Genomic DNA, 25,780 nt, shown 5'->3' with positions numbered 1-25,780 from the left:
CGCTTCCTTACTTCCAAATATTCCAGGACGTCTGCATGACGCCGGCGACCAGCACCAGCCATACCAGCGTGATTGGAATGAACACTTTCCAGCCGAGACGCATGATCTGGTCATAGCGGTAGCGCGGGAAGGTGCCGCGGACCCAGACCATGGCCGAGACCAGCATGAACATCTTCAGGAACAGCCAGAAGAAGCCGCCGAAGGCGCCGCCGAATTCCAGGAAGCCGAACGGTGCGTGCCAGCCGCCGAGGAACATGATCGAAGCCAGGGTGGCGATCAGCATCATGTTGGCGTATTCGGCCAGCATGAACATCGCATACGACATGCCCGAGTACTCGACCATGTGACCGGCCACGATTTCCGACTCGCCTTCCACCACGTCGAACGGGTGGCGGTTGCACTCTGCCAGGCCCGAAATGAAGTAAATCAGGAACAGCGGGAACAGCGGCAGCCAGTTCCACGACAGGAAGTTCAGGCCATTCGAGGCTGCCATGCCGACGGCCTGGCTGGCGACGATGTCCGAGAAGTTTAGGCTGCCGGTCACCATCAGCACCACGACCATCACGAAGCCCATCGGGATTTCATAGGAAATCATCTGGGCCGAAGCGCGCATCGCGCCCATGAAGGCGTACTTCGAGTTCGAGGCCCAGCCGGCGATGATGATGCCGTACACCTCGATCGAGGTGATCGCCAGCAGGAGCAGCAGGCCGGCATTCACGTTGGCCAGCGCCGCGTCCGGACCGAAAGGCACGACCGACCAGGCGGCCAGCGCCGGCATGATCGTCATGATCGGGCCCAGCACGAACAGCTTGGTGGTGGCCTTGGTCGGGATCACGATTTCCTTGAACAGCAGCTTCAAGGCGTCGGCGATCGGCTGCAGCAGGCCGCCCGGACCGACACGGTTCGGGCCCTGGCGGATGTGGATCCAGCCGATCAGCTTACGTTCCCACAGGGTGGCGTAGGCAACCAGACCCATCAGCGGCAGCAGCACGCACAGGATCTTGACCATGGTCCAGGCCAGCGGCCAGACCGGACCCAGCAGCGATTCGCCGGAGGTGGTGATGTTATCGATAAAACCGGGCGTTGCCATTACTTGCCCTCCCCTGCTTTTTCAACATTGATCGAACCGAACATGGCGCCCAGCGTCGCGGTTGCCGGATGCGCGGCGGCCACGCGCACGACGTTCGCCGGCAGGCGGGCGTCGATGTCGGCGACCAGCAGCGCGCTGCCATTGCCTTGCGTGACCTTGACGACGTCGCCGGCCTTCACGCCCAGGCGCTCGGCCAGGGCTTTCGGGAGGCGTGCCAGCGGCTGCTGGCCGTCGGCCGTGCGCAGCAGCGGCTCGGAGCGGCGCGCGATCGCGTCGGCGAAGTAGATCGGCACGTCGGCCAGGCGTTGCAGCGCGCCCTGCTCTTCCGAACGCGAAGCTGCGGTCGGTGCCAGCTTGGCCACGTTGTTCAGCTTCGCTTGCAGGTCGGTCGCGCCCTTGCCCAGCGCTTCTTCGCGGATCGCTTCGGCGGTGTCGTACTCGAAACCTTGCAGGCCGAGCAGGTTGCCCAGCACGCGCAGCACTTTCCAGGCCGGACGGGTCTCGCCCAGCGGTTTCACGGTGCCGTTGAAGCTTTGTGCGCGGCCTTCGCAGTTGACGAAAGTACCGGCGGTCTCGGTGAACGGCGAGATCGGGAGCAGCACGTCGGCATACTCGAAGCCATGCTTGAACGGCGACATGGCGACGACCATTTCGGCGCCGGCCAGCGCGGCGACGGCCTGCTGCGGATTCGCCGCGTCCAGTTCCGGCTCGGCGTTAAGCAGCACATAAGCTTTCTTCGGTACGCTGAACAGGTCGGTGTTGCTGGTCGCGCCGACCAGGTAGCCGCCGACCGTGTTGGCCGCTTCCACGAAGGAGCCGAACTTGGCGCCGGTGGCGTTGGCGATCCATTGCGCGGCAGCGTGGATCTTCGACGCTTCAGGATGATGCGAAGCGGCGTTACCCAGCAGCACGGCGCCCGGAACGTCGCCGTCGATGGCGACGAGCGACGCGGCGATGGCTTTCGCCGCGTCACCGGCCTGCACGTTCTCGAAGCCGGCAGGGGCAGCGATGTCCTTGGCAGCGGCGACGGCCGACACGACTTCCGACAGCACGGCCAGCCAGTCGCTTGGCGCGGCAATCAGCTTGTTCGCGGTCGGGATCAGGTTGTCTTCGTCCGAGCCGTGCAGGATCGACAGCTTGGCGCCGGCCTTGACGGCGGTACGCAGGCGGGTGGCGACCAGCGGGTGGTCCTTGCGCAGGAACGAGCCGACGATGAAGGCGCGCTTCAGGTTCGACAGTTCGGCGATCGGCATGCCCAGCCATGGCGTGACCTGGCCGTCCAGCGCGAAATCGCTCTGGCGCAGGCGGAAGTCGACGCTGTTCACGCCGAAGCCGCGCATGGCCTTGTTCAGCAGGTACAGCTCTTCCACGGTCGAGTGGGCAGTAGCGACGGCAGCGATGCTGTCGGCACCATGTTCGTGGCGGATGTTACGCAGGCCGTGGGCGACGTATTCCAGCGCCGTCTGCCAGTCGGTCTCGATCCAGTTGCCGCCCTGCTTGATCATCGGGTTGATCAGGCGGTCGGCATTGTCCAGCGCTTCGTAGGAGAAGCGGTCCTTGTCCGACAGCCAGCACTCGTTGATGTTCTCGTTCTCGAGCGGCAGCACGCGCATCACCTTGCCGCCCTTGACCTGGACGATCAGGTTGGTACCGAGCGAATCGTGCGGCGAGACCGACTTGCGGCGCTGCAGTTCCCAGGGACGGGCCGAGTAGCGGAACGGTTTCGACGTCAACGCACCCACCGGGCACAGGTCGATCATGTTGCCCGACACTTCAGAGTCGACGGTCTTGCCGACAAAGGTCGTGATCTCCGAATGCTCGCCGCGGCCCAGCATGCCGAATTCCATCACGCCGGCCACTTCCTGGCCGAAACGCACGCAACGGGTGCACTGGATGCAGCGGCTCATCTCTTCCATCGAGATCAGCGGGCCGGCTTCCTTCGGGGTCACCACGCGCTTCTCTTCGTTGTAGCGCGACTCGCTCTTGCCGTAGCCGACCGCGAGATCCTGGAGCTGGCATTCGCCGCCCTGGTCGCAGATCGGGCAATCGAGCGGGTGGTTAATCAGCAGGAACTCCATCACCGACTTCTGCGCCGCCACAGCCTTGTCGCTGTGGGTGCGCACGATCATGCCCGGCGACACTGGCGTGGCGCAGGCAGGCATCGGCTTCGGTGCCTTTTCGACTTCGACCAGGCACATGCGGCAGTTGGCTGCGATCGACAATTTCTTGTGATAGCAGAAGTGCGGGATATAGGTCCCGAGTTTGTTTGCGGCGTCCATCACCATGGAACCTGGTGCGACTTCGACTTTCTTGCCGTCTAATTCAATTTCAACCATTTGATCGTTACCTGACCTGGCTTAAAGGTATGTGGGCACGAGACATTGCTTGTGCTCGATGTGATGAATGAATTCCTCGCGGAAGTTCTTGATCATGGCCTCCACCGGCATCGCGGCAGCTTCGCCGAGTGCGCAGATGGTGCGGCCCTTGATGTTGAACGCCACGTTGTTCAGCAATTCAATGTCTTCCGGACGGCCCTGGCCGTTCTCGATACGGTGCACCATGCGGTACAGCCAGCCGGTGCCCTCGCGGCACGGCGTGCACTGGCCGCAGGATTCTTCGTAGTAGAAGTAGGACAGGCGCAGCAGCGACTTGACCATGCAGCGCGTCTCGTCCATGACGATGACGGCGCCGGAACCGAGCATCGATCCTGCTTTCGCGATCGAGTCGTAGTCCATGTCGGTTTCCATCATGACTTCGCCGCGGATCACCGGTGCCGACGAACCGCCTGGAATCACGGCCTTGATCTTCTTGCCGCCGCGCATGCCGCCGGCCAGCTCGAGCAGCTTGGCGAACGGCGTGCCCAGCGGGATCTCGTAGTTGCCCGGACGCTCGACGTCGCCCGAGATCGAGAAGATCTTGGTGCCGCCGTTGTTCGGCTTGCCCATGCCCATGTAGTTCTCCGGGCCGACGTTCATGATGAACGGGACGGCGGCGAAGGTCTCGGTGTTGTTGATCGTGGTCGGCTTGCCGTACAGGCCGAACGAGGCCGGGAACGGCGGCTTGAAGCGCGGCTGGCCCTTCTTGCCTTCCAGCGACTCCAGCAGTGCGGTCTCTTCGCCGCAGATGTAGGCGCCGTAGCCGTGGGCCGCATGCAGCTGGAAATTGAACTCCGAACCCATGATCTTGTCGCCCAGGAAGCCGGCGGCGCGCGCCTCTTCCAGCGCTTCTTCGAAACGCAGGTATTCCTGGAAGATCTCGCCGTGGATGTAGTTGTAGCCCACGGTGATGCCCATCGCGTAGGCGCCGATGGCCATGCCTTCGATCAGCGCGTGCGGGTTGTAGCGGATGATGTCGCGGTCCTTGAACGTGCCCGGCTCGCCTTCGTCGGTGTTGCAGACGAGGTATTTCTGGCCAGGGAACTGGCGCGGCATGAAGCTCCACTTCAGGCCGGTCGGGAAACCGGCGCCGCCGCGGCCGCGCAGGCCCGAGGCCTTCAGGTCGGCAATGACCTGTTCCTGGGTGATTCCCCCGTCCAGGATACGCCGCAGGGCCGAATAGCCGCCGCGCTTGACGTAGTCCTCGAGGTGCCAGTTTTCGCCGTTCAGATCCTTCAGGATCAGCGGATTGATGTGACGGTCGTGCAGGCTGGTCATTTCTTCAGTTCCTCAACGAGGGCGTCGATCTTGTCGTTGCTCATGAACGAGCACATGCGGTGGTTGTTCACCAGCATGACCGGCGCGTCGCCGCAGGCGCCCATGCATTCGCCTTCCATCACGGTGAACTGGCCGTCTTCGGTGGTGCCGCGGAACTCGACGCCGAGCTTGTCTTTCAGGTGTTTGGCGGCACGTTCGCCGCCCGACAGCGCGCACGGCAGGTTGGTGCACACGGTGATCTTGTGCGTGCCGACCGGGCGGATGTTGTACATGTTGTAGAAGGTCGCCACTTCTTGCACGGCAATGGCCGGCATGCCGATGTAGTCGGCGACTTCCTGCATCGTTTCCGGCGACAGCCAGCCCAGTTCGACCTGGGCGTGCGCCAGCGCGGCCATCACGGCGCTCTGGCGCTGGTCGGCCGGGTACTTGGCCAATTCGCGATCGATTTTTTTATAGCACTGCTCTGATAACAACATAATCTTTTCTGCCTTTCGGACTTATCGGTCAATGGAGCCGAAAACGATGTCTTGGGTACCGATGATCGTGACGGCGTCGGCGATCATGTGGCCGCGCGCCATCTCGTCCAGGCTCTGCAGGTGGGCATAGTCCGGGGTGCGGATCTTCAAGCGGTACGGCTTGTTGGCGCCGTCGGAAACGATGTAGATGCCGAATTCGCCCTTCGGGTGTTCGACGGCGGCATACGCCTCGCCCGGCGGGACGTGGAAGCCTTCGGTGAACAGCTTGAAGTGGTGGATCAGCGATTCCATGTTCGACTTCATCTCTTCGCGCGCAGGCGGAGCGATCTTGTGGTTGTCGATCATGACCGGCCCCGGGTTCACGCGCAGCCAGGCGATGCACTGCTTGATGATGCGGTTTGCCTGGCGCATCTCTTCCACGCGCACCAGGTAGCGGTCGTAGGAGTCGCCGTTGGTGCCGACCGGGATGTCGAACTCGAGCTTGTCGTAGACGGCGTAAGGCTGGGTCTTGCGCAGGTCCCAGGCCACGCCCGAACCGCGCAGCATGGCGCCGGTGAAGCCCATCGCCTTCGCGTCTTCCGGGCTCACGACACCGATGCCGACCGTGCGCTGCTTCCAGATACGGTTATCGGTCAGCAGCGTCTCGTATTCGTCGACATAGCCGTCGAAGCGCTTGGTGAAGGCTTCGATGAAATCGAGCACCGAACCCTGGCGGTCTTCGTTGAGCTGGGCGATCGCCTTCTTCGAGCGGATGATCGATTCCTTGTGCTGCGGCATGAAGTCCGGCAGGTCGCGATACACGCCGCCCGGGCGGTAGTAGGCCGCGTGCATGCGCGCGCCCGACACCGCCTCATAGACGTCGAACAGGTCTTCGCGGTCGCGGAACGCGTACAGGAAGGGACCCATGGCGCCGATGTCGAGCGCGTGCGCGCCCAGCCACATCAGGTGGTTCAGCAGGCGCGTGATCTCGTCGAACATGACGCGGATGTACTGGGCGCGGATCGGCGCTTCGATGCCGAGCAGCTTTTCGATGGCCAGCACGTAGCCGTGCTCGTTGCACATCATCGACACGTAGTCGAGGCGATCCATGTACGGGACCGACTGCAGGTAGGTGCGCGTTTCCGCCAGCTTCTCGGTACCGCGGTGCAGCAGGCCGATGTGCGGGTCGGCGCGCTGGATCACTTCGCCGTCGAGTTCGAGCACGAGGCGCAGCACGCCGTGCGCTGCCGGGTGCTGCGGACCAAAGTTCAGGGTGTAATTCTTAAGCTCAGCCATTATTTCATCCCGTAGGTTTCTTCGCGGATCACGCGCGGAATGTTTTCACGCGGCTCGATCGTCACGGGTTGGTAGATCACGCGCTTCTGCTCGGGGTCGTAGCGCATTTCGACATAGCCCGAGATCGGGAAGTCCTTGCGGAACGGGTGGCCGATGAAGCCGTAGTCCGTCAGGATGCGGCGCAGGTCGCCGTGCCCGTCGAACAGGATGCCGTACAGGTCGAACGCCTCGCGCTCGTACCAGTTGGCGGCGCGCCAGATGCCGGTGATCGACTGCACGATCGGCATCTCGTCGTCCGGGCAGAAGGTGCGCACGCGCACGCGCCAGTTGTTCGCCAGCGACAGCAGGTGCACGACCACCGCGTAGCGCGGGCCGTCATAGGTGCCTTCGCCGTATTCGGAATAATCGACGCCGCACAGGTCGATCATTTCTTCGAATGCGAGCGTCGGGTCGTCGCGCAGGGTCTGCATGGCCTGCGCGTAGTCGGCGGCCTTGACCACCACGGTCACTTCGCCGAGCGCGGCGCTGATGGAAGCGCCCTCGCCCAGTGCTTTTTCCAGGGCGAGCTGGAGGACTTCGAGTTTTGTCGTCATGGTGAATCCAGCTTTATTTAACGCGCGATGGTGTTGGTGCGCTTGATCTTGTTCTGCAGCTGCATGATTCCGTAGAGCAGAGCTTCGGCGGTCGGCGGGCAGCCCGGCACGTAGACGTCGACCGGCACGATGCGGTCGCAACCGCGCACCACCGAGTACGAATAGTGGTAGTAGCCGCCGCCGTTGGCGCAGGAACCCATCGAGATGACCCAGCGCGGCTCGGCCATCTGGTCATAGACCTTGCGCAGCGCCGGCGCCATCTTGTTGCACAGGGTGCCGGCCACGATCATCACGTCCGACTGGCGTGGCGATGGGCGGAACACAATGCCGAAGCGGTCGAGGTCATAGCGGGCTGCGCCCACATGCATCATCTCGACCGCGCAACAGGCCAGGCCAAACGTCATCGGGAACATCGATCCCGTGCGCGCCCAGTTGATCAGCTTATCGGCTGTGGTGGTAATGAAACCTTCGTTTAAGACGCCTTCAATAGCCATGGCTTATTCCCAATCAAGGGCACCTTTCTTCCAGATGTACCAGAACCCGACCACGAACTCGGCGATAAACACCATCATCGTGATGAAGCCGGTCCATCCCAGTTCGCGCATCGAGACGCCCCATGGGAAGAAGAATGCCGTTTCCAGATCAAACAAAATAAAGAGGATCGCGACCAGATAGTACCGGACGTCGAATTTCATGCGGGCGTCTTCGAAGGCTTCGAAGCCGCACTCGTAAGGGGAGAGTTTTGCCGCGTCGGGGCGGTTCGGGCCGAGGAGATAGCCGAGCACCTGCGGGGCGACACCGACACCGATGCCAACCAGGATGAAGAGAAGAACGGGGAAGTAATTTTCGAGGTTCACGATGGAGCCTATTTGAACGATCGGTTAATGAAACCACTGCATGCCTGCAGCGCCGTATCGCGCAATCCTGGCCTCGTACCACCAGGACCGTACGAATGATCCTCGTAAAAAAGCCAGCTGAGGCATGAGAGCAATCGCTCGTTTGCCCTTGCTGGCTTTTTCTGTATCTTGGTGCCGACGGCGAGACTCGAACTCGCACAGCTTGCGCCACTACCCCCTCAAGATAGCGTGTCTACCAATTTCACCACGTCGGCTGGAGACCAGTATTCTACCCTGCTTTAGCACCTTATTTCAATGCTCAATTGATGCATCGCAAGAAAAAACTGGTTTTTTCTCAAACTTTTCTTGGTTGCGTGTTTGAAAACACGAACCAAGGGGTTCAAGCACCCGACATGCACCTATTTCAAGGCGCCGCCGGGGTACTGCAAGGGGACTTCCACGGCCTTGCGGCCGCTTGCAGTCACCTTATCCGGACAAAGCCGGGACAAACTTTGGCGGACGCTCATGAGCGCGATCACCTGAAACAACGCTGGAAGGATGTAGGGTGGACGGCTTCGCCGTCCACGCGTTCAGTAGACATCGGCTCAGCCAATCTCCCGAACAACATCGCCACCACTTCCGAACTTGCCGACGGCTGCCCCACCCGCACAACCGCCCTGCTGCCCTGCCACTACAAGGTCCGACACAAGCCAGCCAAGCCAGCCCGCGTCAAACCATCGGAACGATTATTTACTGCTGGGTAGCCGGAGCCGCCGGTGCCGGAGCAGCCGGTGCCGGAGCCGCAGGCACGGTCTGCGCAGGCGCAGCCGGCACGTCGGTCACCGGTGCCGCCGGCACGCCCGCCGTCGGCGCAGGCACGTCGGCCGTCGAATTCGCAGGAACTTGTGCAGGCGCGTTGGCCGGCACGCCGTTCGCAGGCGCCGCCATACGCTCCATCACGCCGCCGCTCGGTGCGGCGTCGCCGCTGCGGGTGCTGCCCATGTAGGCCAGCGCCAGGGTCGACGCGAAGAAGATGGCCGCGGCCACCGCGGTCGACTTCGACAGGAAGTTCGACGAGCCGCTGGCACCGAACAGGCTGCCCGAAGCGCCGGAGCCGAAAGCGGCGCCCATGTCGGCACCCTTACCGTGCTGCAGCAGCACCAGGGCGATGATGGCCAGCGCCGAGACGACCTGCACGACGATCACAAAATTGGACAACACGTTCATTACAGTTCCATTCCAAGTTAACTACGTTGCAAATTCGTTTCAGACCGCGTTCAAGCGGCGGCGATGATCGCCAGGAAATCCGCCGCCTTGAGCGAGGCGCCACCGATCAGGCCGCCGTCGATGTCGCCCTGCGCCATCAGTTCGGCCGCATTGTCCGGCTTCATGCTGCCGCCGTACAGGATCGCGACCTTCTCGGCCGCCTCGGCGCTGCGCTCGCGCAGCTGGCCGCGCAGCTGGGCATGCACCTCTTGCGCCATGGCCGGGGTGGCCGTCTTGCCGGTGCCGATCGCCCAGACTGGCTCGTAGGCCACCACGATACGCTCGATGGCCGCCGCGTCAAGCAGCGCCAGCACGGCCGACAATTGTCGGCCAACTACAACATTTGTTTGACCGGCTTCGCGCTCGTCGAGCGTTTCGCCGACGCAGACGATCGGGGTCAGGCCCGCCTCCAGCGCCGCGGCCGCCTTCTGCGCCACCAGCTCGTCGCTCTCGCCATGGTAGGCGCGGCGCTCCGAGTGGCCGACGATCACGTAGCCGCAGCCGAAGTCGGCCAGCATCGAGGCCGCCACTTCACCCGTATAGGCGCCGCTGGCGTGGCGCGACACGTCCTGGGCACCCCAGGCGAGCGCGGTTCCGGCCAGCGCATCGGCGCATTGCTGCAAATAGGGAGCCGGCACGCAGACGGCACAGGTGGCTTTCGCGCCTTCGAGCCCGGCGACAATACCAGCGAGCAGCGTCGCGTTGTTCGCGCGGCTGCCGTTCATCTTCCAGTTACCTACGACGAGTTTGCGACGCATATTACCCCACAGTCAAATAACCCGCTATTCTAGCTCCCGTTCCGGGGCCGGTCAAACAATGGCTGAGCGTGGGCACTCCGTGCCCACGCGTGCAGCCCGCATCGTGTTGTGAATACGCAGCCGGGGCCAGGCGCCTCACACCACCTGCAACACGATCTTGCCGACGTGCGTGCTCGACTCCATCAGCGCATGCGCCGCGGCCGCCTCTTCCAGCGGGAACACTTTATAGATGACCGGCTTGATGCGCCCTTGCTCGACCAGCGGCCAGACCCGCTCGCGCAGCTGGCGCGCAATCGCCGCCTTGAAGGCGACCGGGCGCGGCCGCAGGGTCGAACCGCTGATCGTCAGGCGCCGGCGCAGCACCTGCCCGAGGTCGACGTTCGCCTTCGCCCCGCCGAGCAGGGCGATGAGCGCGATGCGGCCGTCGTCGGCCAGGCAATTGATCTCGCGTCCCACGTAGTCGCCGGCAACCATGTCGAGCACCACGTCGACGCCGCGTCCACCGGTCAGGGACTTCACGACCTCGACGAAATCCTCGTCCCGGTAATTGATCCCGCGCTCGGCGCCGAGCTCTTCGCAGGCGCGGCATTTATCGGCACTGCCGGCGGTGGCGAACACCCGGTGCCCCATCGCCTTCGCCATCTGGATCGCGGTCACGCCGATGCCCGAGGTGCCGCCCTGCACCAGCAGGGTCTCGCCTTCGGCAAGCGCGGCACGCTCGAACACGTTGGTCCAGACCGTAAAGAAGGTCTCCGGCAGCGAGGCGGCTTCGACCGCGCTGAGTCCCTGCGGGATCGGCAGGCACTGCGCCACCGGCGCCGCGCAGTATTCGGCATAGCCGCCGCCCTGCACCAGCGCGCACACCATGTCGCCCTTGGCGAAACCGCTGCCTTGCAAGTCGCCGTCGACGATCTCACCCGCCACTTCGAGTCCCGGCAGGTCGGAGGCGCCGGGCGGCACCGGATAGTGGCCCATGCGCTGCAGCACGTCCGGACGGTTGATGCCGGTCGCATGCACGCGAATCAGCACTTCGCCTGCCTTCAGTTCCGGCAGCGGCCGTTCACAGACCTGCAACACCTCGGGTTTGCCGAACTGGGTGATTTCAATTGCGCGCATGGTGAGTCTCCAATGACGAAAAAGACAATTGTACGCCAGCTCACGCCTGCAGTTTTGTTGCGCTACGGCGAAACTATTTCCCATTCGTATGGCGACGCCTTTTGGCGTGGCGCAAACAAATTCTTCAGTGCACGAGCTTTTGGGGGAACTTTAGAGCTAGCACAACGAACTCGTCCGTAGCCGTCTTGTCCGCGGTATTCGCACCGCATAGATTGGAGGACGCGAGCTCAGCTGCACGTCCATCTGCACGGAGCCGTTTCCCCAACCCTCGAAGGAGCACGATCATGCAGCCTGCCCTGTTCGACCTTGCGCGCCGTACCCTGGCCGCCTTCCACCGTCCGACCCAGGCCAACCGCCCACGCCGGAACATGCTGCTGGCCGGCGCCGCGCTGGCCGTCGCCCTCGCCCTGCCCGGCCAGCCGGTCGGCGCCCAGAACTGGAGCAGCGAACGCTGGACCGGGACCTGGGGCACGGCACCGGCCGGGCCGCCGGCGCCCGCCAACCTGGAAACCTTCAACGACCAGACCCTGCGCCTGATCGTGCATACCAGCATCGGCGGCAACCGGGTGCGCATCCGCGTCTCGAACGAGTTCGGCACCACACCCCTGCGCATCGGCGCCGCCCGCATCGGCGTGCGCGGCACCGGTGCCGAGGTCGCCCCCGGCACCGACCGCGTGCTGACCTTCAGCGGTAACCCTTCGATCACGGTCCCGGCCGGCGCCCCGGTGCTGTCCGACCCGGTCGAACTGAACGTGCCCGCCCTCGGCGACCTCGCGATCAGCCTCTACCTGCCGGGCACGGTGCAGGCCAACACGATCCACCAGACCGGCCTGCAAACGAATTACGTGTCCTTGCCGGGCAACTTCACGGGCGCGGCCACGCTGCCGGTGGCGCGTACCATCACCTCCTGGCCCTTCCTGACCGAAGTCGACGTCGACAGCGCCGGCCCGGCGATCGTCACCCTGGGCGACTCGATCACCGACGGCACCCGCAGCACGGTCGACACCAACAACCGCTGGCCCGACTGGCTGGCGCGCCGCCTGCAGACGGTGCGCGACCCGGTGCAAGGCCTCAACGCCCGCCTGGGCGTGGTCAACCGCGGCATCAGCGGCAACCGCCTGCTGTCGGATCCGACCAACCTGCTGGCCGGCCGCCCGATCCTCGAGCGCTTCGACCGCGACGTGATCGCCACCGCCGGCGTGCGCTACATGACGCTGATGATCGGCATTAACGACATCGGCAACAGCCCGAACGACAATCCGATCTCGCCCGCGGAACTGATCGCCGGCTACCGCCAGGTAATCGCGCGCGCCCACGCCAAGGGCATCGCCGTGTTCGGCGCGACGCTCACGCCCTTCGAAGGCGCCGGCTACTACTCGCCACAGAAAGAGGTGGTGCGCCAGGCGGTGAACAACTGGATCCGCTCCAGCGACGAGTTCGACGCCGTGATCGACTTCGACCTCGCCACCCGCGACCCGGCCCATCCAACCCGCTTCCTGCCGGCCTACGACAGCGGCGACCACCTGCACCCGAACGACCTGGGCTACCAGGCGATGGGCAATGCGGTGCCAGTATCGCTGTTCAGGTCGCTGGGGGTGACGGCCGCGGCGCCGGCCAAGGCGGCGCAGGCGCAGTAGGGGTTGTAATTGTAGGGTGGGCGCGGCCGGCGTGGGCACTCGTGCCCACGCGGTTTCACCGTTCGCCCATACGCACCATACGGGTTTGCCCGCGCCGCGGATACCCGGTGCTGCGCAGCTGATCGAACGCCAGACCGCGTGGGCTCAAGAGCCCACCCTACGTCTCGCGTCGAGCACGTGACATGCCGCGTGCGGGCGGCGCGGCGCTAGCCCCCGCCCGTCTTCGACTGCGTCGGCAGGCTCGTCCCCACCTTCCACGTACGCGACAGCGCTTGCGCCTCCTCGATCTGCGCCTGCGTCATCTGCTTGGCGATGGCCGCGCGCTGGCCGACCGCGTTGTGGTTGCCGCTGGCGGCCGCCAGGTTCCACAACATGTAGGCGATCACCGGATCGCCCGGCACCCCGGCCACGTGGTAGCGGTACATCAGGCCGAGCGCGTGCTGGGCCTCGGCGTGGCCCTGCTCGGCCGCCTTGCGGAACCAGGTGACGGCGTGTTTCTGGTCCTGCGGCACGGCGTTGCCGGTGTAGTACATCGCGCCGACCACGTACTGGGCGTCGGCCTTGCCCTGCTGGGCCGCCTTCAGGTGCCAGGCAAAGGCCTGCTTGTAGTCGCGCGGGACGCCGCGGCCCATGTAATACATCAAGCCCAGCAAATGCTGGGCATCGGGATGGCCGGCACGCGCCAGCGGCGTGATTTCCTTCAGCGCCAGCGCGTAATTGCGCGCATTGTAGGCACTCGCTCCTTCGGGGAAGCCTGCCTGCGCCGTGCCATACAGGCCCATGGCCAGTACCAGGGCCGACAGGATCGCTACGGTATGTTTTTTCATTGTCTCGTGCGTGGAACCGGACTTTCTATCCTCGTGCGACGATGCACCCTATCGTTTTTTCCGATGCTTGCTTCCGGCTTATTTTCTGCTTACTTCCAGCTCACCTTGCCCAGGCCATCGACGCTCACCTTGCGGTTCAGGGGCTTGCCGTAGACTGTGACCGAACCCATGCCCGACAGGTTCAGGTTCGCGCTCTGCTGCGCCGTCACCGTCGCGTTGCCCAGGCCCGACAGTTCGAGCACCACGCTGTCGGCCGTAAATCCCTGCGCGTCGAGCCCGCCCAGGCCGCCCAGCTCGGCCTTGAGCCACTTGCTGCGCCCGTTCAGGGTCACGTAGCCGGCGCCCTGCACGTCGACGTTGATGCCTTCGCTGTTCATGCCGGCCAGCTTCATGTTGCCCACGCCGCCCAGGCTGGCGCTGATCAGGCGGTAATTCGCGTTCACGCTCATCGATCCGGCGCCGTCGAGCGAGAGCTCGAGTTCCTCGCCGCGAAAGCCCGTGATGTCGGTGTTGCCGATGCTTTCGGAGCTCACTTCGCGCAGGTCCGGCAGCACCATCTCGGCGCGCACCGGATGCTGGCGCTGCAGGCGCGCGCCCTGCATGTCGCTGCCGATGACCAGGGTGTCGCCGCTCTGCACCGTCGTCAGCTTCGCCAGCCAGCGCGGGTCGCCCGTCAACACCAGCGAGGCCGGGCTGCCCTGGCGCACCCGCAGGTCGACCACGCCCTCGACCTTCACCCGCACCACGCGCGCGTCGAGCGGGCGGCTGTCGCGAGTATCGCCATTCGCATCCTGCGCCGCCGCGCCCAGGGGAGCCAGCGCCAGCACGCACAAGGCCAGCAGGCCGGACTTCAAATAATGGGTCATGCGATGTTCTCCGTGTTTCCGTTTCATCTCTCTCGATGCGCACCGCCGTGTCAATACATACCCACCTGGCGGCACCCTACCAGCAAGCCGGGCCGGGCTCCAGCAAAACCGTGCATGCCCGACAATTCTTATACATTTTCCACTGGCGCCACTATAGCGAGGCGCCTGCCGGCATCGCCCCGGATTGCGACAGACTGCAAAAAACAGGCCCTGGATGACGCATTCGCCCCGCCATGCCCCGCTTTCGGCTGGCATACATATGCAAAATAATTACTTTTTAACATGCTGTTGCGCTAAGATGAATCGCTTTGTTTTCCACTCGAGTCAGTACTTTTTTTGAGGTCATCAATGCGCATGCGCCATCTTCCCGTCCTGCTGGCCGGGCTCAGCCTGTCGCTCTCCGCCGCGTTTGCAAGCGCGGCAAGCAGCGACCGCTGGGACCTGCCGGTCCATACCAAGAAACTCGACAACGGCCTGACCGTCATCGTGACGCCGGACCCGAGTTCGCCGACCGTCGGCGTCTCGGTCGTGTATCACGTCGGCATGCGCCTCGAGCCGAAGAACCGCACCGGCTTCGCCCACCTGTTCGAACACCTGATGTTCCAGGGGACCCCGAACGCGCCGAAAGGCGTGTTCGATAAAACCATCACCGCCGGGGGCGGGCGCAACAACGGTTCGACCCGCGCCGACTTCACCAACTACATCGAGACCGCGCCGGTCTCCGCGCTCGAGCCGATCCTGTGGCTGGAAGCGGACCGCATGAAGACGCTCGACTTCAACGCCGCCACCCTGAAGAACCAGCAGGACGTGGTCAAGGAAGAAATCCGCGTCAACGTGAAGAACCAGCCCTACGGCGGCTTCATGTGGATCGACATCGGCCAGCACGCCTTCCAGAAATGGGAGAACAACCACGACGGCTACGGCAGCTTCGAGGACCTCGAGAACGCCAGCCTGGAAGACGTGCGCGCCTTCCACCGCGACTACTACGGCCCGAACAACGCGGTGCTCGCGATTGCCGGCGACGTGACCCCGGCCCAGGGCTTCGCGCTGGCGCAGAAATACTTCGGCGGCATCGCGGCGCGCCCGGTGCCGAAGGGCGGCGATTTTTCCGAGCCGCTCAACAAGGTCGAGAAACGCGTCGAGCAGAGCGACGCGCTGGCCCAGGTGCCGGCCCTGGCCGCGGCCTGGAAGATGCCCGAACGCGGCAGCCGCGACCAGGCGCCGATGGCCGTGCTGGGCGAACTGCTCGCCGGTGGCGACGCATCAAGCCTGTACCAGGGCCTGGTCAAGGGCCGCGAACTGGCGCTGAACGTGGACGTGCTGTTCGGCCTGACCAGCCCATGGGAATACGACGGCCCGACCCTGTTCACCGTATACGCGATGTACAAGCCGACCACCGACGCGAACACCATCCTCGCCGCCATGGACGAGGAAATCGCGAAGATCGTCAAGAACGGCGTCGACGACGCCACGCTCAAACGCGTCAAGACGCGCATGCTGGCCGACTGGAACAACGGGCTGGAAAGCTTCATCAGCCGCGCCGACACCCTGGCGCGCCTGCAGACCCTGTGGGGCGACGCCAACGTCGTCAACAAGATCCCGGGCTGGATCGAAGGCGTGACCTCAAGCGACATCCAGCGCGCGGCCTCCACTTACCTGGTCTCGACCAACCGCACCGTCATCGACCGCAAGCCGGTCGCCAAGGCCGCCGCGCCGGCCGCACCCGCTGCCGCCAACCCGACCCCGGCGCCTGCCGGCGACAAGAAATAAGGAGCGCATCGATGAAAAAGCTGATGCTGACACTGGCCGTTTCGATGGCCTTCGCCCCAGGCGCTTTCGCGTTCGATGCGCCGGCCGCGGCCAAGGCCCCGGCTGCCGCCGCCTCCGCCATGCCGCCCTACGGCAAGGACAAGCCGATCCCGACGCCGACCATCGTCAAGAAGACCCTCGCCAACGGCATGACCGTCTGGGTCGTGCCGCGCAAGGGCCTGCCGCGCGTGGACTACGTGCTGGCCGTGCGCGGCGCCGGCTATGCCGCCGACGACCGCGCCCATCCGGGCTTCGCAAACCTGTTCGCAGGCATGATCAACGAAGGCTCCGCCAAGCGCGACTCGCGTGCCATCGCCGAGGCGGCCCAGGGCATGGGCGGCTCGGTGGCCGCCGGCGCGGCGTCCGACGGCGTCTACGTCCAGGCCAACGCGGTCGCCTCGCAAGCCGCCCCGATGATGGCCCTGCTGGCCGAAGTGGCGCGCACGCCGAGCTTCCCGGCCAAGGAAGTCGAGCTGGCCAAGGCCAACGCGCTGCAGCAGCTGCGCGCGGCCGAGGCCACCCCGCGCTTCCGCGCCGAGCGCGCGATCAACCAGGCCGTGTATGGCGCGCACCCCTATGGCCACACCCAGCCGACGGACGAAGCCATCGCCTCGGTTACCCGCGACCTGCTGGTCGGCGAGCACGCGAAGCGCTTCCGTCCCGATCGCGCGCTGCTCGTGATCACCGGCCCGGTCAAGGAAGCCGAGGCGATGAAGCTGGCCCAGGCCGCCTTCGGCGACTGGAAGGCGACCGGCCAGGCGCTGCCGGAAACGGCGCCGCCGGCTCCTCCTGCGGCACCGGCGCGCATCCTGCTGCCGCGCGGCGGCAGCGTGCAGTCGACCATCCGCGTCGGCGGCCCGGGCATTGCCGCCAGCGCCGAGGAGCAGGTGCCGCTGCGCCTGGCCAGCACCATCCTCGGCGGCGGCTTCTCGAGCCGGGTGAACATCAACCTGCGCGAGGAAAAGGGGTATACCTACGGCGCCTCGGCCGGCGCGCGCATGAACCGCGCCGGCGGCGCGATCGTCGGCGGCGCCGACGTGCGCAACGAAGTGACGGGCGCGGCCCTGACCGAATACCTGAACGAGTACAAGCGCATCGGCACCGAACTGGTCCCGCCCAACGAGATGACGATGAACAAGCGCTACGTCGCCGGCGGCTACCTGATCAGCAACCAGTTGCAGGGCGCGGTGGCCCAGACGCTGGCGCAGAACTGGCTGAACGGCCTGCCGCCGGAGTTCCTCGGCCAGTACGTCCCGCTGATCCAGAAGATCACGCCGCAGCAGGTGCGCGAGGTGTCGAAGAAGTATTTCGCCCCCGAGGCGCAGTCGATCGTCGTGGTCGGCGACCCGCAAGCGGTGGGCGCGCAGTTGAAGCCTTTCGGCGAGTTCAAGGTGGTCGAGAAATAGGACCGCTTTCCGGTCCTTCGGGAATGCCCGCCGCGTGCGGGCATTTTTTTAGGCGCTGTTCGCGTTAAGTGTGGAAATGCCGGGTGTCGCACGCCGGATGCCTTGTGCGATTCGAGCAGATACATCTCGTCGGCTTCGGCAATGCCGGACAGGCGTGCTGCCCGGTCGTGCTTGCTCGTACTCAGGAAGCGATGGCGCCAGCGAAAGCTGGTGGCACCGGCGACACCCAGATCACCAGCGCTGCGACGCACGCTGCGCGAATCGAGCATGGTTTGTAAGTAATCGAGCCAGCGCTCCTTGTGGCGCAGGCGCGCCAGCGCCGTGCCGCTCAGGGCGTTGCAGGTGCGTCCGCATTCCTTGCAGCGATAGCGCTGCAGGCCATTGGCCCGTCCGTGCCGGTACAACTGCCGCGAGCTGCATGCGGGGCAAGCCAATCTGTCGGCGCTGGCCTGCTCGACCAGGTCGGCCACCTTGTCGAGCTTGGCTGCGGGTAGCAGCAAGCCGAGCAATTGCTCGCGCTGGCGCCGCGTCAACGAGGCAATACGGGTGAGCAATTGCTTGAACGGACGTGCTTGCATGGCGCCTCCGGCATCGTGGGTCCAAGTTGGACCTCAGCCGTATCCGAAGATTCCATACTTAACGCGAACAGCGCCTTTTTTTATGTGGCGCGAAAGCGCTCAGCGGACGCGCTCGCGCTGCAGGTACAAGCCCAGCGCCTCCTCCGGCAAGGGGCGGCTGAACAGGTAGCCCTGGAAGTGCCGGCACCCGCACCTGGCCAGCAGTTCACGCTGCTCGAGCGTCTCCACCCCTTCCGCGATCACCCCGATGCCCAGCGCCTGGCCCAGCGCAAGGATGGTGTTGACGATCGCCAGGTCGCGCGGGTCGCTCAGGAGGTTGCGTACGAAGGACTGGTCGATCTTGATCTGGTGCAGCGGCAGCCGCTTGAGGTAGGACAGCGAGGAGTAACCGGTCCCGAAATCGTCGAGCACCAGGCACACGCCGCGCTCCTGCAGCAGCACGATCTTCTCGACGGCGCTTTCCACGTCTTCCAGCAGCAGGGTTTCGGTCAGCTCGATCTTCAGGCAATGCGGGTCCGCATCGGTCTGCGCCAGCACCGCCAGCACGTCGGCGACGAAGCCGGGCTGGCGAAACTGCAGCGCGCTGACGTTCACGGCGACGCTCACGTGGCCGGTCGACGGATCCTGCGCCATGCGCGCCAGCTTGATGCAGGCCTGCTCCAGCACCCAGCGTCCCAAGGGCAGGATCAGCCCGGTATCCTCGGCCAGCGGGATGAACTCTGCCGGCGACACAAGGCCGCGCACCGGATTCTGCCAGCGCAGCAGCGCCTCGATGCCGGTGACCCGCCCTTCGCTGTCGAGTTGCGGCTGGTAGTGCAACAGGAATTCGTTACGCTGCAGCGCATGCCGCAGTTCCGATTCCAGCCCGGCACGGGCCACGGCCGCCGCCTGGATCTTCGGGTCGAAGAAACACAGCGTGTTGCGCCCGGCCGCCTTGGCCTGGTACATCGCCAGGTCGGCGCGCTTGAGCAGCTCGTTCGTGCCGTGCGCGCCGCCGCCGAACAGCGTCAAGCCCATGCTGGGCGTGATGTGGCGCTCGTGGCCGGCGAGCTTGAACGACCCCTTGAGGGCATCGAGCACGCGCCGCGCGACCAGCGCCGCCTTGCCTGCCGCCGCGTCTTCCGAGAATCCGAGGTCCTCCAGCACGATGACGAATTCGTCGCCGCCGAGCCTGGCAACCGTGTCGCGCTCGCTGACGCTCGCCACCAGGCGCTGCCCGACCAGGTCGAGCAGCAGGTCGCCCTTGTCGTGGCCGATCGTATCGTTGATGGTCTTGAAGTTGTCCAGGTCGATCAGCAGCACGGCGCCGATGCGGCCGCGGCGCGCATGGGTGGTCAGCGCATGCCCGAGACGGTCGATCAGCAGCTGGCGGTTCGGCAGCCGGGTCAGCGTGTCGTAAAACGCCAGCCTGCCGATCTCCTCGTGGGCCAGCTTCATGTCGTGGATGTCCATCGTGGTGCCGTACCACTTGACGATCGCGCCGCTGCCGGCGCGGATCGGCATGCCCTTGGCCAGGTGCCAGCGGTAGCGGCAGTCGGCCGCGCGCAGCAAGCGGTATTCGCAGGAAAATACCTCGCCGGTCTTCACCGAACGGACCCAGGCAGCCATCGTGTGGGCGACGTCGTCCGGATGGAGCAGCGCGATCCACTGTTCGGCGATGCGGTCGGCGTTCGGCAAGCCGCCGTAGTCGACCACGCTCATGTTGGCATAATCGATCACGCCTTCCGCAGTAGCCGACCAGACGATATACGGCAAGGCGTCGGCCAGCTGGCGAAAGCGCAGCTCGCTCCCGGGGCCGGCCTCGCGCAGCTGGCGGTGCAGCGCCAACTGCGCCATGACCTGGGCGGCGAGCGTGCGCAGCGCCTCGAACTGCTCGGGCGCGAGCGTACGCGGGATGCGATCCATGACCGCCAGGGTGCCCAGGATGAAGCCGTCCGGGGTTTCGACCGGCACCCCGGCATAAAAGCGCGTGTCCGGCGAAGCCTGCCCGGATGCCTGCTGCTGCGCCCGGCGCGCCTCCGGGATAACCAGTTCGCGCCGGCTGGCGACGACCTGCCTGCCCCACGGAGCGTGCTGGGCGAGCCGCGCCGGGTCCAGGCCGACCGCGCACGCGCAGCGTTCGCCATCGCGCCCGACGAAGCTGAGGGCTGCCATCGGCACGGCACAGGCGTGGGCGGCCAGGCGCACCAGGCGGTCGAGGTCCGCCTGGACATCGCTGCCCCAGGCTTGATAGGCATCGAGCGACCGCAAGCGGCACTCGTCGAGGGTGTTATCGCCTGACATGTTCACTCGTGCAAGTGACGGGGCGGACCTGCCAGCGGCAGGCGTGTGGGCACGGTGCCGTCCTGCGGCGCCAGGGCTTGACCCATTCTAGCTAAAAAGATGGGAGCGCTCTCGTGATTTCCATCCCGAAATTTCCTGGCGGTTCGGGAACGTGGTCGCCAGGACACGAACGGCAGCCGGCGGGCGCCGGCATGCCCTAGCCGCGCAGCGCCTTCTCCAGGTCTTCCAGCTCGGCCGGCTTGACCAGGTGGGCGTCGAAGCCGGCCTCCTGTGCCTTGCGGCGGTCTTCGGGCGAGCCGTAGCCGGTGTGGGCCACCAGACGGATGTGTTTCAGCTGCGGGTGGCGTTTCAGCATGCGCGCCAGCTGGTAGCCGTCGGCGCCGGGCAGGCCGATGTCGAGCACGATCACCTGCGGCCGGTGGCGCAGCGCCATCTCTTCGATCTTGCCGGCGTCCGAGGTGGTCCAGGTTTCGTGGCCCATTTCGGCCAGCAGGAAACCCATCATCTCCATCGCGTCGACGTTGTCGTCGACCAGCAGCACGCGCAGGCCGCCGCCGCTGGCGCCCTTCTCCACGGCCGCGCCGGCCGCCGACTCCATGCCGCTGGTGCGCAGCACCGGCAGCTCGACCGTGAAGGTCGAGCCCATGCCGATGCCCGGGCTTTCGGCGCGCAGGCCGCCACCGTGCATTTCGAGCAGGCGCGAGACCAGCGACAGGCCGATGCCCAGGCCTTCGGGCGCGCGGTCGGGCGGCACCGCCGCCTGCGCGAACATGCCGAAGATGCGCGACAGGTTGTCCTCGGCGATGCCGATGCCGTTGTCGATCACGGCGATGTGCACGTTGTCTCCGTGCAGCGACACTTCCAGCCGGATCTCGCCGCCGACCGGAGTGAACTTGGCCGCGTTGTGCAGCAGGTTGCCCATCGACTGCGCCAGGCGCACCGGGTCGCCCGCGACCCAGACCTGGCAGCCGGCCTGCCGCACTTCCAGCCGGTGGCTGCGCGCCGCGATCAGCGGGCCGGCGGTCTCGATCGCCTGCTCGATGACGGCGCCCAAATTGACCTCCTCGCGCCGCAGCACGATCTTGCCCTCCGAGATGCGCGCCACGTCGAGCAGGTCGTCGACCAGGTGCGCCAGGTGCTCGACCTGGCGCAGGATGACTTCGCGCGCGCGGCCCTGGCGCTCGGTCGTGTTCTCGCCGCTCACGCCCAGCAGGGCCGCGGCGTTGCGGATCGGACTCAGCGGATTGCGCAGCTCGTGCGCGAGGGTCGCCAGGAACTGGTTTTTGTTCGCGTCGGCCGCGCGCAGCAGCGCTTCCATTTCCTTGCGCGCCGACACGTCGCTGGTCACGCGCGCCACCCGGTACACCTCGCCGCGCGCGTTACGCACGGCAAACAGGCGGTCGCGCACCCAGCGCGTCGCGCCGTCGGGCAGCACCAGGCGGTATTCCTCTTCGTAGTGCGGCTGGGTCGCCAGCGCCGCCCAGCGCCCGGCCAGGCGCGCCCGGTCGTCCGGGTGCACGGCGTCGAGCCAGCTGGCGTGGTGGCGCTTGAGCGAGTCGCAGCTGCGGCCCCAGATGGTGGCGTAGGCCGGGCTGACGTAGGCCAGCACCCCGTCCGGCGCCGAGAACATCCAGAACACGTCCTCGACATTGTCGGTCAGCTGGCGAAATCGCTCCTCGCTCTCGCGCAGCTCGTCCTGGGTCTGGCGCATGCGCAGCAGCGCATTCACGTTGGCGATCAGCTCGTCGGCCTCGATCGGCGCGGCCAGGTAGTTGTCGGCGCCGCCCTCCAGGCCGCGGATCTTGTCGGCCCGGTTGGTCAGCGCGGCCGAGGTCTGCAGCACCAGCACGCCGCTGGTGTCGGGGTCGGCCTTGATGCGGCGGCACACCTCGATGCCGTTAATGTCGGGCAGCTTCACGTCCAGCAGCACCAGCGCCGGCTCGTCGTCGCGCACCATGGCCAGGGCGTCGGTGCCGTTGGCCGCCTCCAGCACATGGAAGCCGGCGCTGCGCAGGATGCGCGTCTTTGCGTAGCGCGCGCCATCGTTGTCGTCGACGTTGAGGATAGAGATTGGGTTGGCTGTCATGGGTCGGTTGTGTAGCGCGGTTCGTCAGGCGCGGTGTCGTCAGGGGTTCGCCGCCGGATGTGGAAACTGGCGCGGCAGCGTCAGCATGAAGGTCGAGCCGATGCCGGGCCGGCTGGTCACGTCGACCGACCCGCCCAGCAATTCGGCCAGGCGCCGGCACAGCGGCAGGCCCAGGCCGGTGCCCTTGCTGCGCCGCTGCAGCGGGTTCTCGACCTGGGTAAATTCCTCGAATATCAGCTGCAGGTGCTCGGCATCGATGCCGATGCCGGTGTCGGTGACGGCAAAGGTGAGCGTCCCGCCAGCCGTATCCTCGGCCGCGCTCACGCGCACCGAGCCCTGCTCGGTGAACTTGAGCGCATTCGAGATGAAGTTGCGCAGGATCTGCGACAGCATGCCCTCGTCCGAATCGAAGGGCTCGGCGATGCCGCCGTCGTCGAACACCAGCTCCACGCTCCTGGCGTCGACCAGCGGGCGCATCATCCCTTTCAGGGCGCGGAACAGGTTCTCGACCACGACCGGCGCCAGTTGCACCTCGACCCGGCCGGCCTCGATCTTGGCCAGGTCGAGCAGGTCGTTGACCAGGTCCGACATCTCGGTGGCGGTGCGTTCGATGAGGGAGACCTGGTGTTCCTGCTCCTCGGTCAGGTCGCCGTCCATCCGATCGAGCAGGAGCTTGGACAGCGCCCGGATCGAGGACAGCGGCGTGCGCAGCTCGTGGCTGGTATTCGACAGGAAGCGCGATTTCATTTCGTCGGCGCGGCGCAGGCGCTCGGCCTTGTCCTCGATCTCGGCGTAGAGGGCGACGATCCCGCGGTTGGTGTCTTCCAGCTCGCGCGTGAGCGAGAGCAGGTCTTCCTGGCGCTCGCGCAATTCGGCCAGGGTCTCGACCAGCTCGCGGTTCTGCTGCTGCACTTCCTCGTACGAGTTGGCGGCGGGCGTGGCCGCCAGTTCGGCGCTGAGCTGGGCCAGCCGCGCCGGGCTGACCGGCAGTTGCGGCGGCAGCGCCTTGCGCATCCGCACCGACGGCGCGCCGGGGCCGGCGCCGGCCTCGCACGCGTCCATCAGGCGATGCGCCGTCACCATGGCATGGTCGACCACGGCCGCGCCCTCGCTGCCGGCGGGCGCGGCGCGTGCCGCGCTGACCGTCACCTCCAGATGCTGGCGGGCGTGGCCATCGGCCAGCGCAAAGGCGGCGCGGGCGCCGCTGCCGCCCAGGTAGGCGGCGCGCGCCACTTCCGAGACGGCGGTGGCGATCCGCACCTGGTCCTGCTTGGCAAAGCCGAGCAAGGCCGACACCTGGCGCGCGCGCTGGCGCACCAGCACCACGTCCTTGTCGCTCTCGAGCGCAACGTTGAGGATGCGATGCGTCACGGCTGTCCCCCGCGCTGTCCGCCGTGCCTGCGGCGCACCACCAGCACCATCGCGTCGTCGCGGCGGCGGATGTAGTCGCGCATCAGCATCGCCGCGACCAGCGCCGGGCTGCGCGCCAGCAGGCCCGGATACTTGTCCAGGTCCCACTGGGTCTGGATGCCGTCCGAGTGCAGGATGCACATCGCGCCGGGCGGGCACGGCACCGTAAACTCCTGCACCTTGCGCATGTTGTGGCCGACGATGCCGTTGTGCGAGATCAGCGCGCGCCGGGTGTCGCCGTCGATCACATAGGCGCCGATGTTGCCGACGCCGGCGAAGCGCACCACGCCGGCCTCGAAGTCGATGCGCGCGGCCGCCAGCGCGGCGCCGCGCGTGATGCGCAGCGCGGTGTGGGCGGCGTCGACCAGCGCGCCCGGCTCCGACGAAGGACGATGCGCGAGCTCGCGGATCGCCGCGTGCGCGGCCAGCGCCGCCTCCGGTCCATGGCCGAGGCCATCCGCGGCCAGCAGGGTGGCGCCCGCGCCGTCGCAGGCCACGCCCCAGCCGTCGCCGCAGGCGTCCTCGCCGGCCAGCGGCACCGCCAGCGCGCCCACCTCGACCCGGCACAGGGGCGGCGGCGCTTCGTCGCGCCACAGGCGCATGAAGAACAAGGCCCCGTTGCCGGGCGTGGAATAGACGTCGAACTCATCGGACAGGCGGCGCAGCGCGCCCAGGCCCGTGCCCGAGGTGCCGGTGGTGGACATGCCGTCGCGCAGGCAGGCATCGAGATCGAGAATGCCGGGGCCGTTGTCGACCGCCAGCACGTCGACCCCGGGCACGCCTTCGGACTGCGCCACGTTCAGGTAGAGCGTGCCCTCGCCCGCGTGCTTGAGCAGGTTGGTGCCGGCTTCGGTGACGATCAGGGCCAGCTGGCCGGCCCGGGTTTCGTTGAAACCGAGTTCGAGCGCGAGCTTTTGTCCGGCGCGGCGTGCCGCAGCGATGTCGCTCGCGTGGGTAATCGCAAACGCCAGCTGGGTGTTGAGGGAACTGATCAGCGTTTCCATTTCACGACCGCGATCGCGGTCCCCTCTCCCGGGCGGGTGTCGATGTCGAATTCGTCGACCAGGCGCTTGGAGCCGCCCAGCCCCAGGCCGAGGCCGCCGCCGGTCGTGAAACCGTCGCGCAGGGCCTGCTCGAGGTCGGGAATGCCGGGGCCGGCATCCACGAACACGAGGCCGACGCCCTGGCGCAGGCCGTCGACCAGTTTGTCGAGGTAGACCACGCCGCCGTTGCCGTACTTGATGGTGTTGCGCGCCAGTTCGCTTGCCGCCGTGATCAGCTTGGTCTGGTCGACCAGCGACAGTCCGATGCCGACCGCGCGCTCGCGCACATGGCGGCGCAGGCCGACCACGTCCTCGTCGCTGCGCAGCGGCAGCTGGGCCCGGTCGGCGCGCAGCCGGGCGTGGCGTTCGACCAGGTCGGTCTCGAATCCGACTGAATCAGTCGTAGTGCTCATCTGTTGAGGTTCTTCCCGAGCAGGGCCATGCCCTTTTCGACGTTCAATGCGGTTTTCACGCCATGCAGGGTCAGCCCCAGTTCGACGAGCGTAATGGCGACGGCCGGCTGCATGCCGACCACCACGGTCTGGGCGTCGAGCACGCGCGCCATGGCCGCGGTGTTGCTGATCATGCGCCCGATGAAGGAGTCGACCAGGTCGAGCGCCGAAATGTCGATCAGCACGCCCTTGGCGCTATCGCGGACGATACGCTCGGTAAGGTCGTCCTGCAAGGTCATGGCAAGGCGGTCGTGCATGTCGACCTGGATGGTGACCAGCAGCAGGTCACCCATCCGCAGGATAGGAATGCGTTCCATCGT

The 25,780-nt window shown here is 66.1% G+C and carries 23 protein-coding genes, 1 tRNA gene and 1 pseudogene; 4 read left to right on the top strand and 21 right to left on the bottom strand.

What is annotated here, in order from left to right; all coding sequences use genetic code 11:
* Positions 1-7: 7 nt before the first annotated feature.
* The 9 genes from nuoH to ACFPAH_RS10135 form a co-directional block, all read right to left on the bottom strand.
* Positions 8-1,090 (bottom strand): NADH-quinone oxidoreductase subunit NuoH, encoded by a 1,083-nt coding sequence (gene nuoH, locus ACFPAH_RS10175; RefSeq protein ID WP_379744318.1) that lies wholly within the window; start codon positions 1,088-1,090, stop codon positions 8-10.
* On the bottom strand, positions 1,090-3,426 hold the full coding sequence (gene nuoG / locus ACFPAH_RS10170; RefSeq protein ID WP_379744316.1) for an NADH-quinone oxidoreductase subunit NuoG: 2,337 nt from the start codon (positions 3,424-3,426) through the stop codon (positions 1,090-1,092). Before nuoG ends, nuoH begins: the two co-directional genes overlap by 1 nt.
* A gap of 21 nt (positions 3,427-3,447) precedes the next feature.
* Positions 3,448-4,743, bottom strand: coding sequence for an NADH-quinone oxidoreductase subunit NuoF (gene nuoF / locus ACFPAH_RS10165; protein ID WP_379744314.1), 1,296 nt, complete (start codon positions 4,741-4,743; stop codon positions 3,448-3,450).
* On the bottom strand, positions 4,740-5,219 hold the full coding sequence (gene nuoE, locus ACFPAH_RS10160; RefSeq protein WP_379744312.1) for an NADH-quinone oxidoreductase subunit NuoE: 480 nt from the start codon (positions 5,217-5,219) through the stop codon (positions 4,740-4,742). The genes nuoF and nuoE overlap by 4 nt, the downstream gene beginning before the upstream one ends.
* 21 nt (positions 5,220-5,240) lie before the next feature.
* Positions 5,241-6,494, bottom strand: a complete 1,254-nt coding sequence (locus ACFPAH_RS10155) for an NADH-quinone oxidoreductase subunit D (RefSeq protein ID WP_379744310.1) — start codon at positions 6,492-6,494, stop codon at positions 5,241-5,243.
* A complete protein-coding gene (locus ACFPAH_RS10150) occupies positions 6,494-7,087 on the bottom strand; it encodes an NADH-quinone oxidoreductase subunit C (RefSeq protein ID WP_379744308.1) in 594 nt (197 codons plus the stop codon). Before ACFPAH_RS10150 ends, ACFPAH_RS10155 begins: the two co-directional genes overlap by 1 nt.
* A 17-nt stretch (positions 7,088-7,104) precedes the next feature.
* Positions 7,105-7,581 carry a NuoB/complex I 20 kDa subunit family protein gene (locus ACFPAH_RS10145; RefSeq protein WP_020654624.1) on the bottom strand — a complete coding sequence of 159 codons (477 nt, stop codon included), beginning with the start codon at positions 7,579-7,581 and terminating at the stop codon, positions 7,105-7,107.
* Positions 7,582-7,584: 3 nt separating this feature from the next.
* Positions 7,585-7,944 carry an NADH-quinone oxidoreductase subunit A gene (locus tag ACFPAH_RS10140; protein ID WP_305823063.1) on the bottom strand — a complete coding sequence of 120 codons (360 nt, stop codon included), beginning with the start codon at positions 7,942-7,944 and terminating at the stop codon, positions 7,585-7,587.
* 169 nt (positions 7,945-8,113) lie between these two features.
* Positions 8,114-8,198 (bottom strand) — tRNA-Leu (locus ACFPAH_RS10135).
* A gap of 51 nt (positions 8,199-8,249) precedes the next feature.
* Between ACFPAH_RS10135 and ACFPAH_RS10130 the strand changes: the two genes are divergently transcribed.
* Positions 8,250-8,687, top strand: a complete 438-nt coding sequence (locus ACFPAH_RS10130) for a hypothetical protein (RefSeq protein ID WP_379744306.1) — start codon at positions 8,250-8,252, stop codon at positions 8,685-8,687.
* Here the strand turns inward: ACFPAH_RS10130 and secG are convergent.
* The 3 genes from secG to ACFPAH_RS10115 form a co-directional block, all read right to left on the bottom strand.
* Positions 8,674-9,150 (bottom strand): preprotein translocase subunit SecG, encoded by a 477-nt coding sequence (secG, locus tag ACFPAH_RS10125; RefSeq protein ID WP_379744304.1) that lies wholly within the window; start codon positions 9,148-9,150, stop codon positions 8,674-8,676. The genes ACFPAH_RS10130 and secG overlap by 14 nt on opposite strands.
* Before the next feature lie 50 nt (positions 9,151-9,200).
* A complete protein-coding gene (gene tpiA, locus ACFPAH_RS10120; protein WP_379744302.1) occupies positions 9,201-9,947 on the bottom strand; it encodes a triose-phosphate isomerase in 747 nt (248 codons plus the stop codon).
* Between the two features lie 135 nt (positions 9,948-10,082).
* Positions 10,083-11,063 (bottom strand): NAD(P)H-quinone oxidoreductase, encoded by a 981-nt coding sequence (locus ACFPAH_RS10115; RefSeq protein WP_379744300.1) that lies wholly within the window; start codon positions 11,061-11,063, stop codon positions 10,083-10,085.
* A gap of 284 nt (positions 11,064-11,347) precedes the next feature.
* On the opposite strand from ACFPAH_RS10115, the gene ACFPAH_RS10110 reads away from it, so the two are divergent.
* Positions 11,348-12,700, top strand: a complete 1,353-nt coding sequence (locus tag ACFPAH_RS10110; RefSeq protein ID WP_379744298.1) for an SGNH/GDSL hydrolase family protein — start codon at positions 11,348-11,350, stop codon at positions 12,698-12,700.
* Positions 12,701-12,906: 206 nt separating this feature from the next.
* Here the strand turns inward: ACFPAH_RS10110 and ACFPAH_RS10105 are convergent, their stop codons facing one another.
* Both ACFPAH_RS10105 and ACFPAH_RS10100 read right to left on the bottom strand, forming a co-directional pair.
* On the bottom strand, positions 12,907-13,527 hold the full coding sequence (locus ACFPAH_RS10105) for a tetratricopeptide repeat protein (RefSeq protein ID WP_379744296.1): 621 nt from the start codon (positions 13,525-13,527) through the stop codon (positions 12,907-12,909).
* A gap of 89 nt (positions 13,528-13,616) precedes the next feature.
* On the bottom strand, positions 13,617-14,393 hold the full coding sequence (locus tag ACFPAH_RS10100) for a GIN domain-containing protein (RefSeq protein WP_379744294.1): 777 nt from the start codon (positions 14,391-14,393) through the stop codon (positions 13,617-13,619).
* Between the two features lie 354 nt (positions 14,394-14,747).
* On the opposite strand from ACFPAH_RS10100, the gene ACFPAH_RS10095 reads away from it, so the two are divergent.
* Positions 14,748-16,163, top strand: a complete 1,416-nt coding sequence (locus ACFPAH_RS10095) for a M16 family metallopeptidase (protein WP_379744292.1) — start codon at positions 14,748-14,750, stop codon at positions 16,161-16,163.
* Positions 16,164-16,174: 11 nt separating this feature from the next.
* On the top strand, positions 16,175-17,608 hold the full coding sequence (locus ACFPAH_RS10090; protein WP_379744290.1) for a M16 family metallopeptidase: 1,434 nt from the start codon (positions 16,175-16,177) through the stop codon (positions 17,606-17,608).
* 353 nt (positions 17,609-17,961) lie between these two features.
* On the opposite strand, the pseudogene ACFPAH_RS10085 reads toward ACFPAH_RS10090, so the two are convergent.
* The 7 genes and pseudogenes from ACFPAH_RS10085 to ACFPAH_RS10055 all read right to left on the bottom strand — a co-directional run.
* Positions 17,962-18,186, bottom strand: a pseudogene (locus ACFPAH_RS10085) (transposase-like zinc-binding domain-containing protein); the annotation flags it as partial.
* 99 nt (positions 18,187-18,285) lie between these two features.
* Entirely contained in the window at positions 18,286-20,469 is a 2,184-nt protein-coding gene (locus tag ACFPAH_RS10080) for a putative bifunctional diguanylate cyclase/phosphodiesterase (RefSeq protein ID WP_379744288.1), read from the bottom strand.
* 196 nt (positions 20,470-20,665) lie between these two features.
* Entirely contained in the window at positions 20,666-22,555 is a 1,890-nt protein-coding gene (locus tag ACFPAH_RS10075) for a response regulator (protein ID WP_379744286.1), read from the bottom strand.
* Between the two features lie 39 nt (positions 22,556-22,594).
* Positions 22,595-23,926 (bottom strand): ATP-binding protein, encoded by a 1,332-nt coding sequence (locus tag ACFPAH_RS10070; RefSeq protein WP_379744284.1) that lies wholly within the window; start codon positions 23,924-23,926, stop codon positions 22,595-22,597.
* The gene (locus ACFPAH_RS10065) at positions 23,923-24,969 is read right to left on the bottom strand and encodes a SpoIIE family protein phosphatase (protein WP_379744282.1); all 1,047 of its coding nucleotides are present in this window, start codon (positions 24,967-24,969) and stop codon (positions 23,923-23,925) included. The genes ACFPAH_RS10070 and ACFPAH_RS10065 overlap by 4 nt, the downstream gene beginning before the upstream one ends.
* Positions 24,957-25,421 (bottom strand): anti-sigma regulatory factor, encoded by a 465-nt coding sequence (locus ACFPAH_RS10060; RefSeq protein ID WP_379744280.1) that lies wholly within the window; start codon positions 25,419-25,421, stop codon positions 24,957-24,959. The genes ACFPAH_RS10065 and ACFPAH_RS10060 overlap by 13 nt, the downstream gene beginning before the upstream one ends.
* Entirely contained in the window at positions 25,418-25,777 is a 360-nt protein-coding gene (locus tag ACFPAH_RS10055) for an STAS domain-containing protein (protein WP_312550807.1), read from the bottom strand. Before ACFPAH_RS10055 ends, ACFPAH_RS10060 begins: the two co-directional genes overlap by 4 nt.
* Between the last annotated feature and the right edge of the window lie 3 nt (positions 25,778-25,780).

The sequence above is a fragment of the Massilia sp. GCM10023247 genome, from assembly GCF_042653325.1.
GTDB lineage: Bacteria > Pseudomonadota > Gammaproteobacteria > Burkholderiales > Burkholderiaceae_D > Telluria.
Note: the sequence above shows the minus strand (reverse complement) of the source record. Positions and strands in the feature narration are given on the sequence as shown.

What these genes read in the sequence shown, in the direction of transcription:
- ACFPAH_RS10115 (WP_379744300.1), bottom strand. Translation starts at nt 11,063, where the DNA reads ATGCGCGCAATTGAAATCACCCAGTTCGGCAAACCCGAGGTGTTGCAG.
- ACFPAH_RS10130 (WP_379744306.1), top strand. Translation starts at nt 8,250, where the DNA reads ATGCATCGCAAGAAAAAACTGGTTTTTTCTCAAACTTTTCTTGGTTGC.
- nuoG (WP_379744316.1), bottom strand. Translation starts at nt 3,426, where the DNA reads ATGGTTGAAATTGAATTAGACGGCAAGAAAGTCGAAGTCGCACCAGGT.
- ACFPAH_RS10095 (WP_379744292.1), top strand. Translation starts at nt 14,748, where the DNA reads ATGCGCCATCTTCCCGTCCTGCTGGCCGGGCTCAGCCTGTCGCTCTCC.
- ACFPAH_RS10055 (WP_312550807.1), bottom strand. Translation starts at nt 25,777, where the DNA reads ATGGAACGCATTCCTATCCTGCGGATGGGTGACCTGCTGCTGGTCACC.
- nuoF (WP_379744314.1), bottom strand. Translation starts at nt 4,743, where the DNA reads ATGACCAGCCTGCACGACCGTCACATCAATCCGCTGATCCTGAAGGAT.
- ACFPAH_RS10155 (WP_379744310.1), bottom strand. Translation starts at nt 6,494, where the DNA reads ATGGCTGAGCTTAAGAATTACACCCTGAACTTTGGTCCGCAGCACCCG.
- ACFPAH_RS10105 (WP_379744296.1), bottom strand. Translation starts at nt 13,527, where the DNA reads ATGAAAAAACATACCGTAGCGATCCTGTCGGCCCTGGTACTGGCCATG.
- secG (WP_379744304.1), bottom strand. Translation starts at nt 9,150, where the DNA reads ATGAACGTGTTGTCCAATTTTGTGATCGTCGTGCAGGTCGTCTCGGCG.
- ACFPAH_RS10075 (WP_379744286.1), bottom strand. Translation starts at nt 22,555, where the DNA reads ATGACAGCCAACCCAATCTCTATCCTCAACGTCGACGACAACGATGGC.
- ACFPAH_RS10090 (WP_379744290.1), top strand. Translation starts at nt 16,175, where the DNA reads ATGAAAAAGCTGATGCTGACACTGGCCGTTTCGATGGCCTTCGCCCCA.
- ACFPAH_RS10150 (WP_379744308.1), bottom strand. Translation starts at nt 7,087, where the DNA reads ATGACGACAAAACTCGAAGTCCTCCAGCTCGCCCTGGAAAAAGCACTG.
- nuoE (WP_379744312.1), bottom strand. Translation starts at nt 5,219, where the DNA reads ATGTTGTTATCAGAGCAGTGCTATAAAAAAATCGATCGCGAATTGGCC.
- nuoH (WP_379744318.1), bottom strand. Translation starts at nt 1,090, where the DNA reads ATGGCAACGCCCGGTTTTATCGATAACATCACCACCTCCGGCGAATCG.
- ACFPAH_RS10110 (WP_379744298.1), top strand. Translation starts at nt 11,348, where the DNA reads ATGCAGCCTGCCCTGTTCGACCTTGCGCGCCGTACCCTGGCCGCCTTC.
- tpiA (WP_379744302.1), bottom strand. Translation starts at nt 9,947, where the DNA reads ATGCGTCGCAAACTCGTCGTAGGTAACTGGAAGATGAACGGCAGCCGC.
- ACFPAH_RS10080 (WP_379744288.1), bottom strand. Translation starts at nt 20,469, where the DNA reads ATGTCAGGCGATAACACCCTCGACGAGTGCCGCTTGCGGTCGCTCGAT.
- ACFPAH_RS10060 (WP_379744280.1), bottom strand. Translation starts at nt 25,421, where the DNA reads ATGAGCACTACGACTGATTCAGTCGGATTCGAGACCGACCTGGTCGAA.
- ACFPAH_RS10100 (WP_379744294.1), bottom strand. Translation starts at nt 14,393, where the DNA reads ATGACCCATTATTTGAAGTCCGGCCTGCTGGCCTTGTGCGTGCTGGCG.
- ACFPAH_RS10145 (WP_020654624.1), bottom strand. Translation starts at nt 7,581, where the DNA reads ATGGCTATTGAAGGCGTCTTAAACGAAGGTTTCATTACCACCACAGCC.
- ACFPAH_RS10065 (WP_379744282.1), bottom strand. Translation starts at nt 24,969, where the DNA reads ATGGAAACGCTGATCAGTTCCCTCAACACCCAGCTGGCGTTTGCGATT.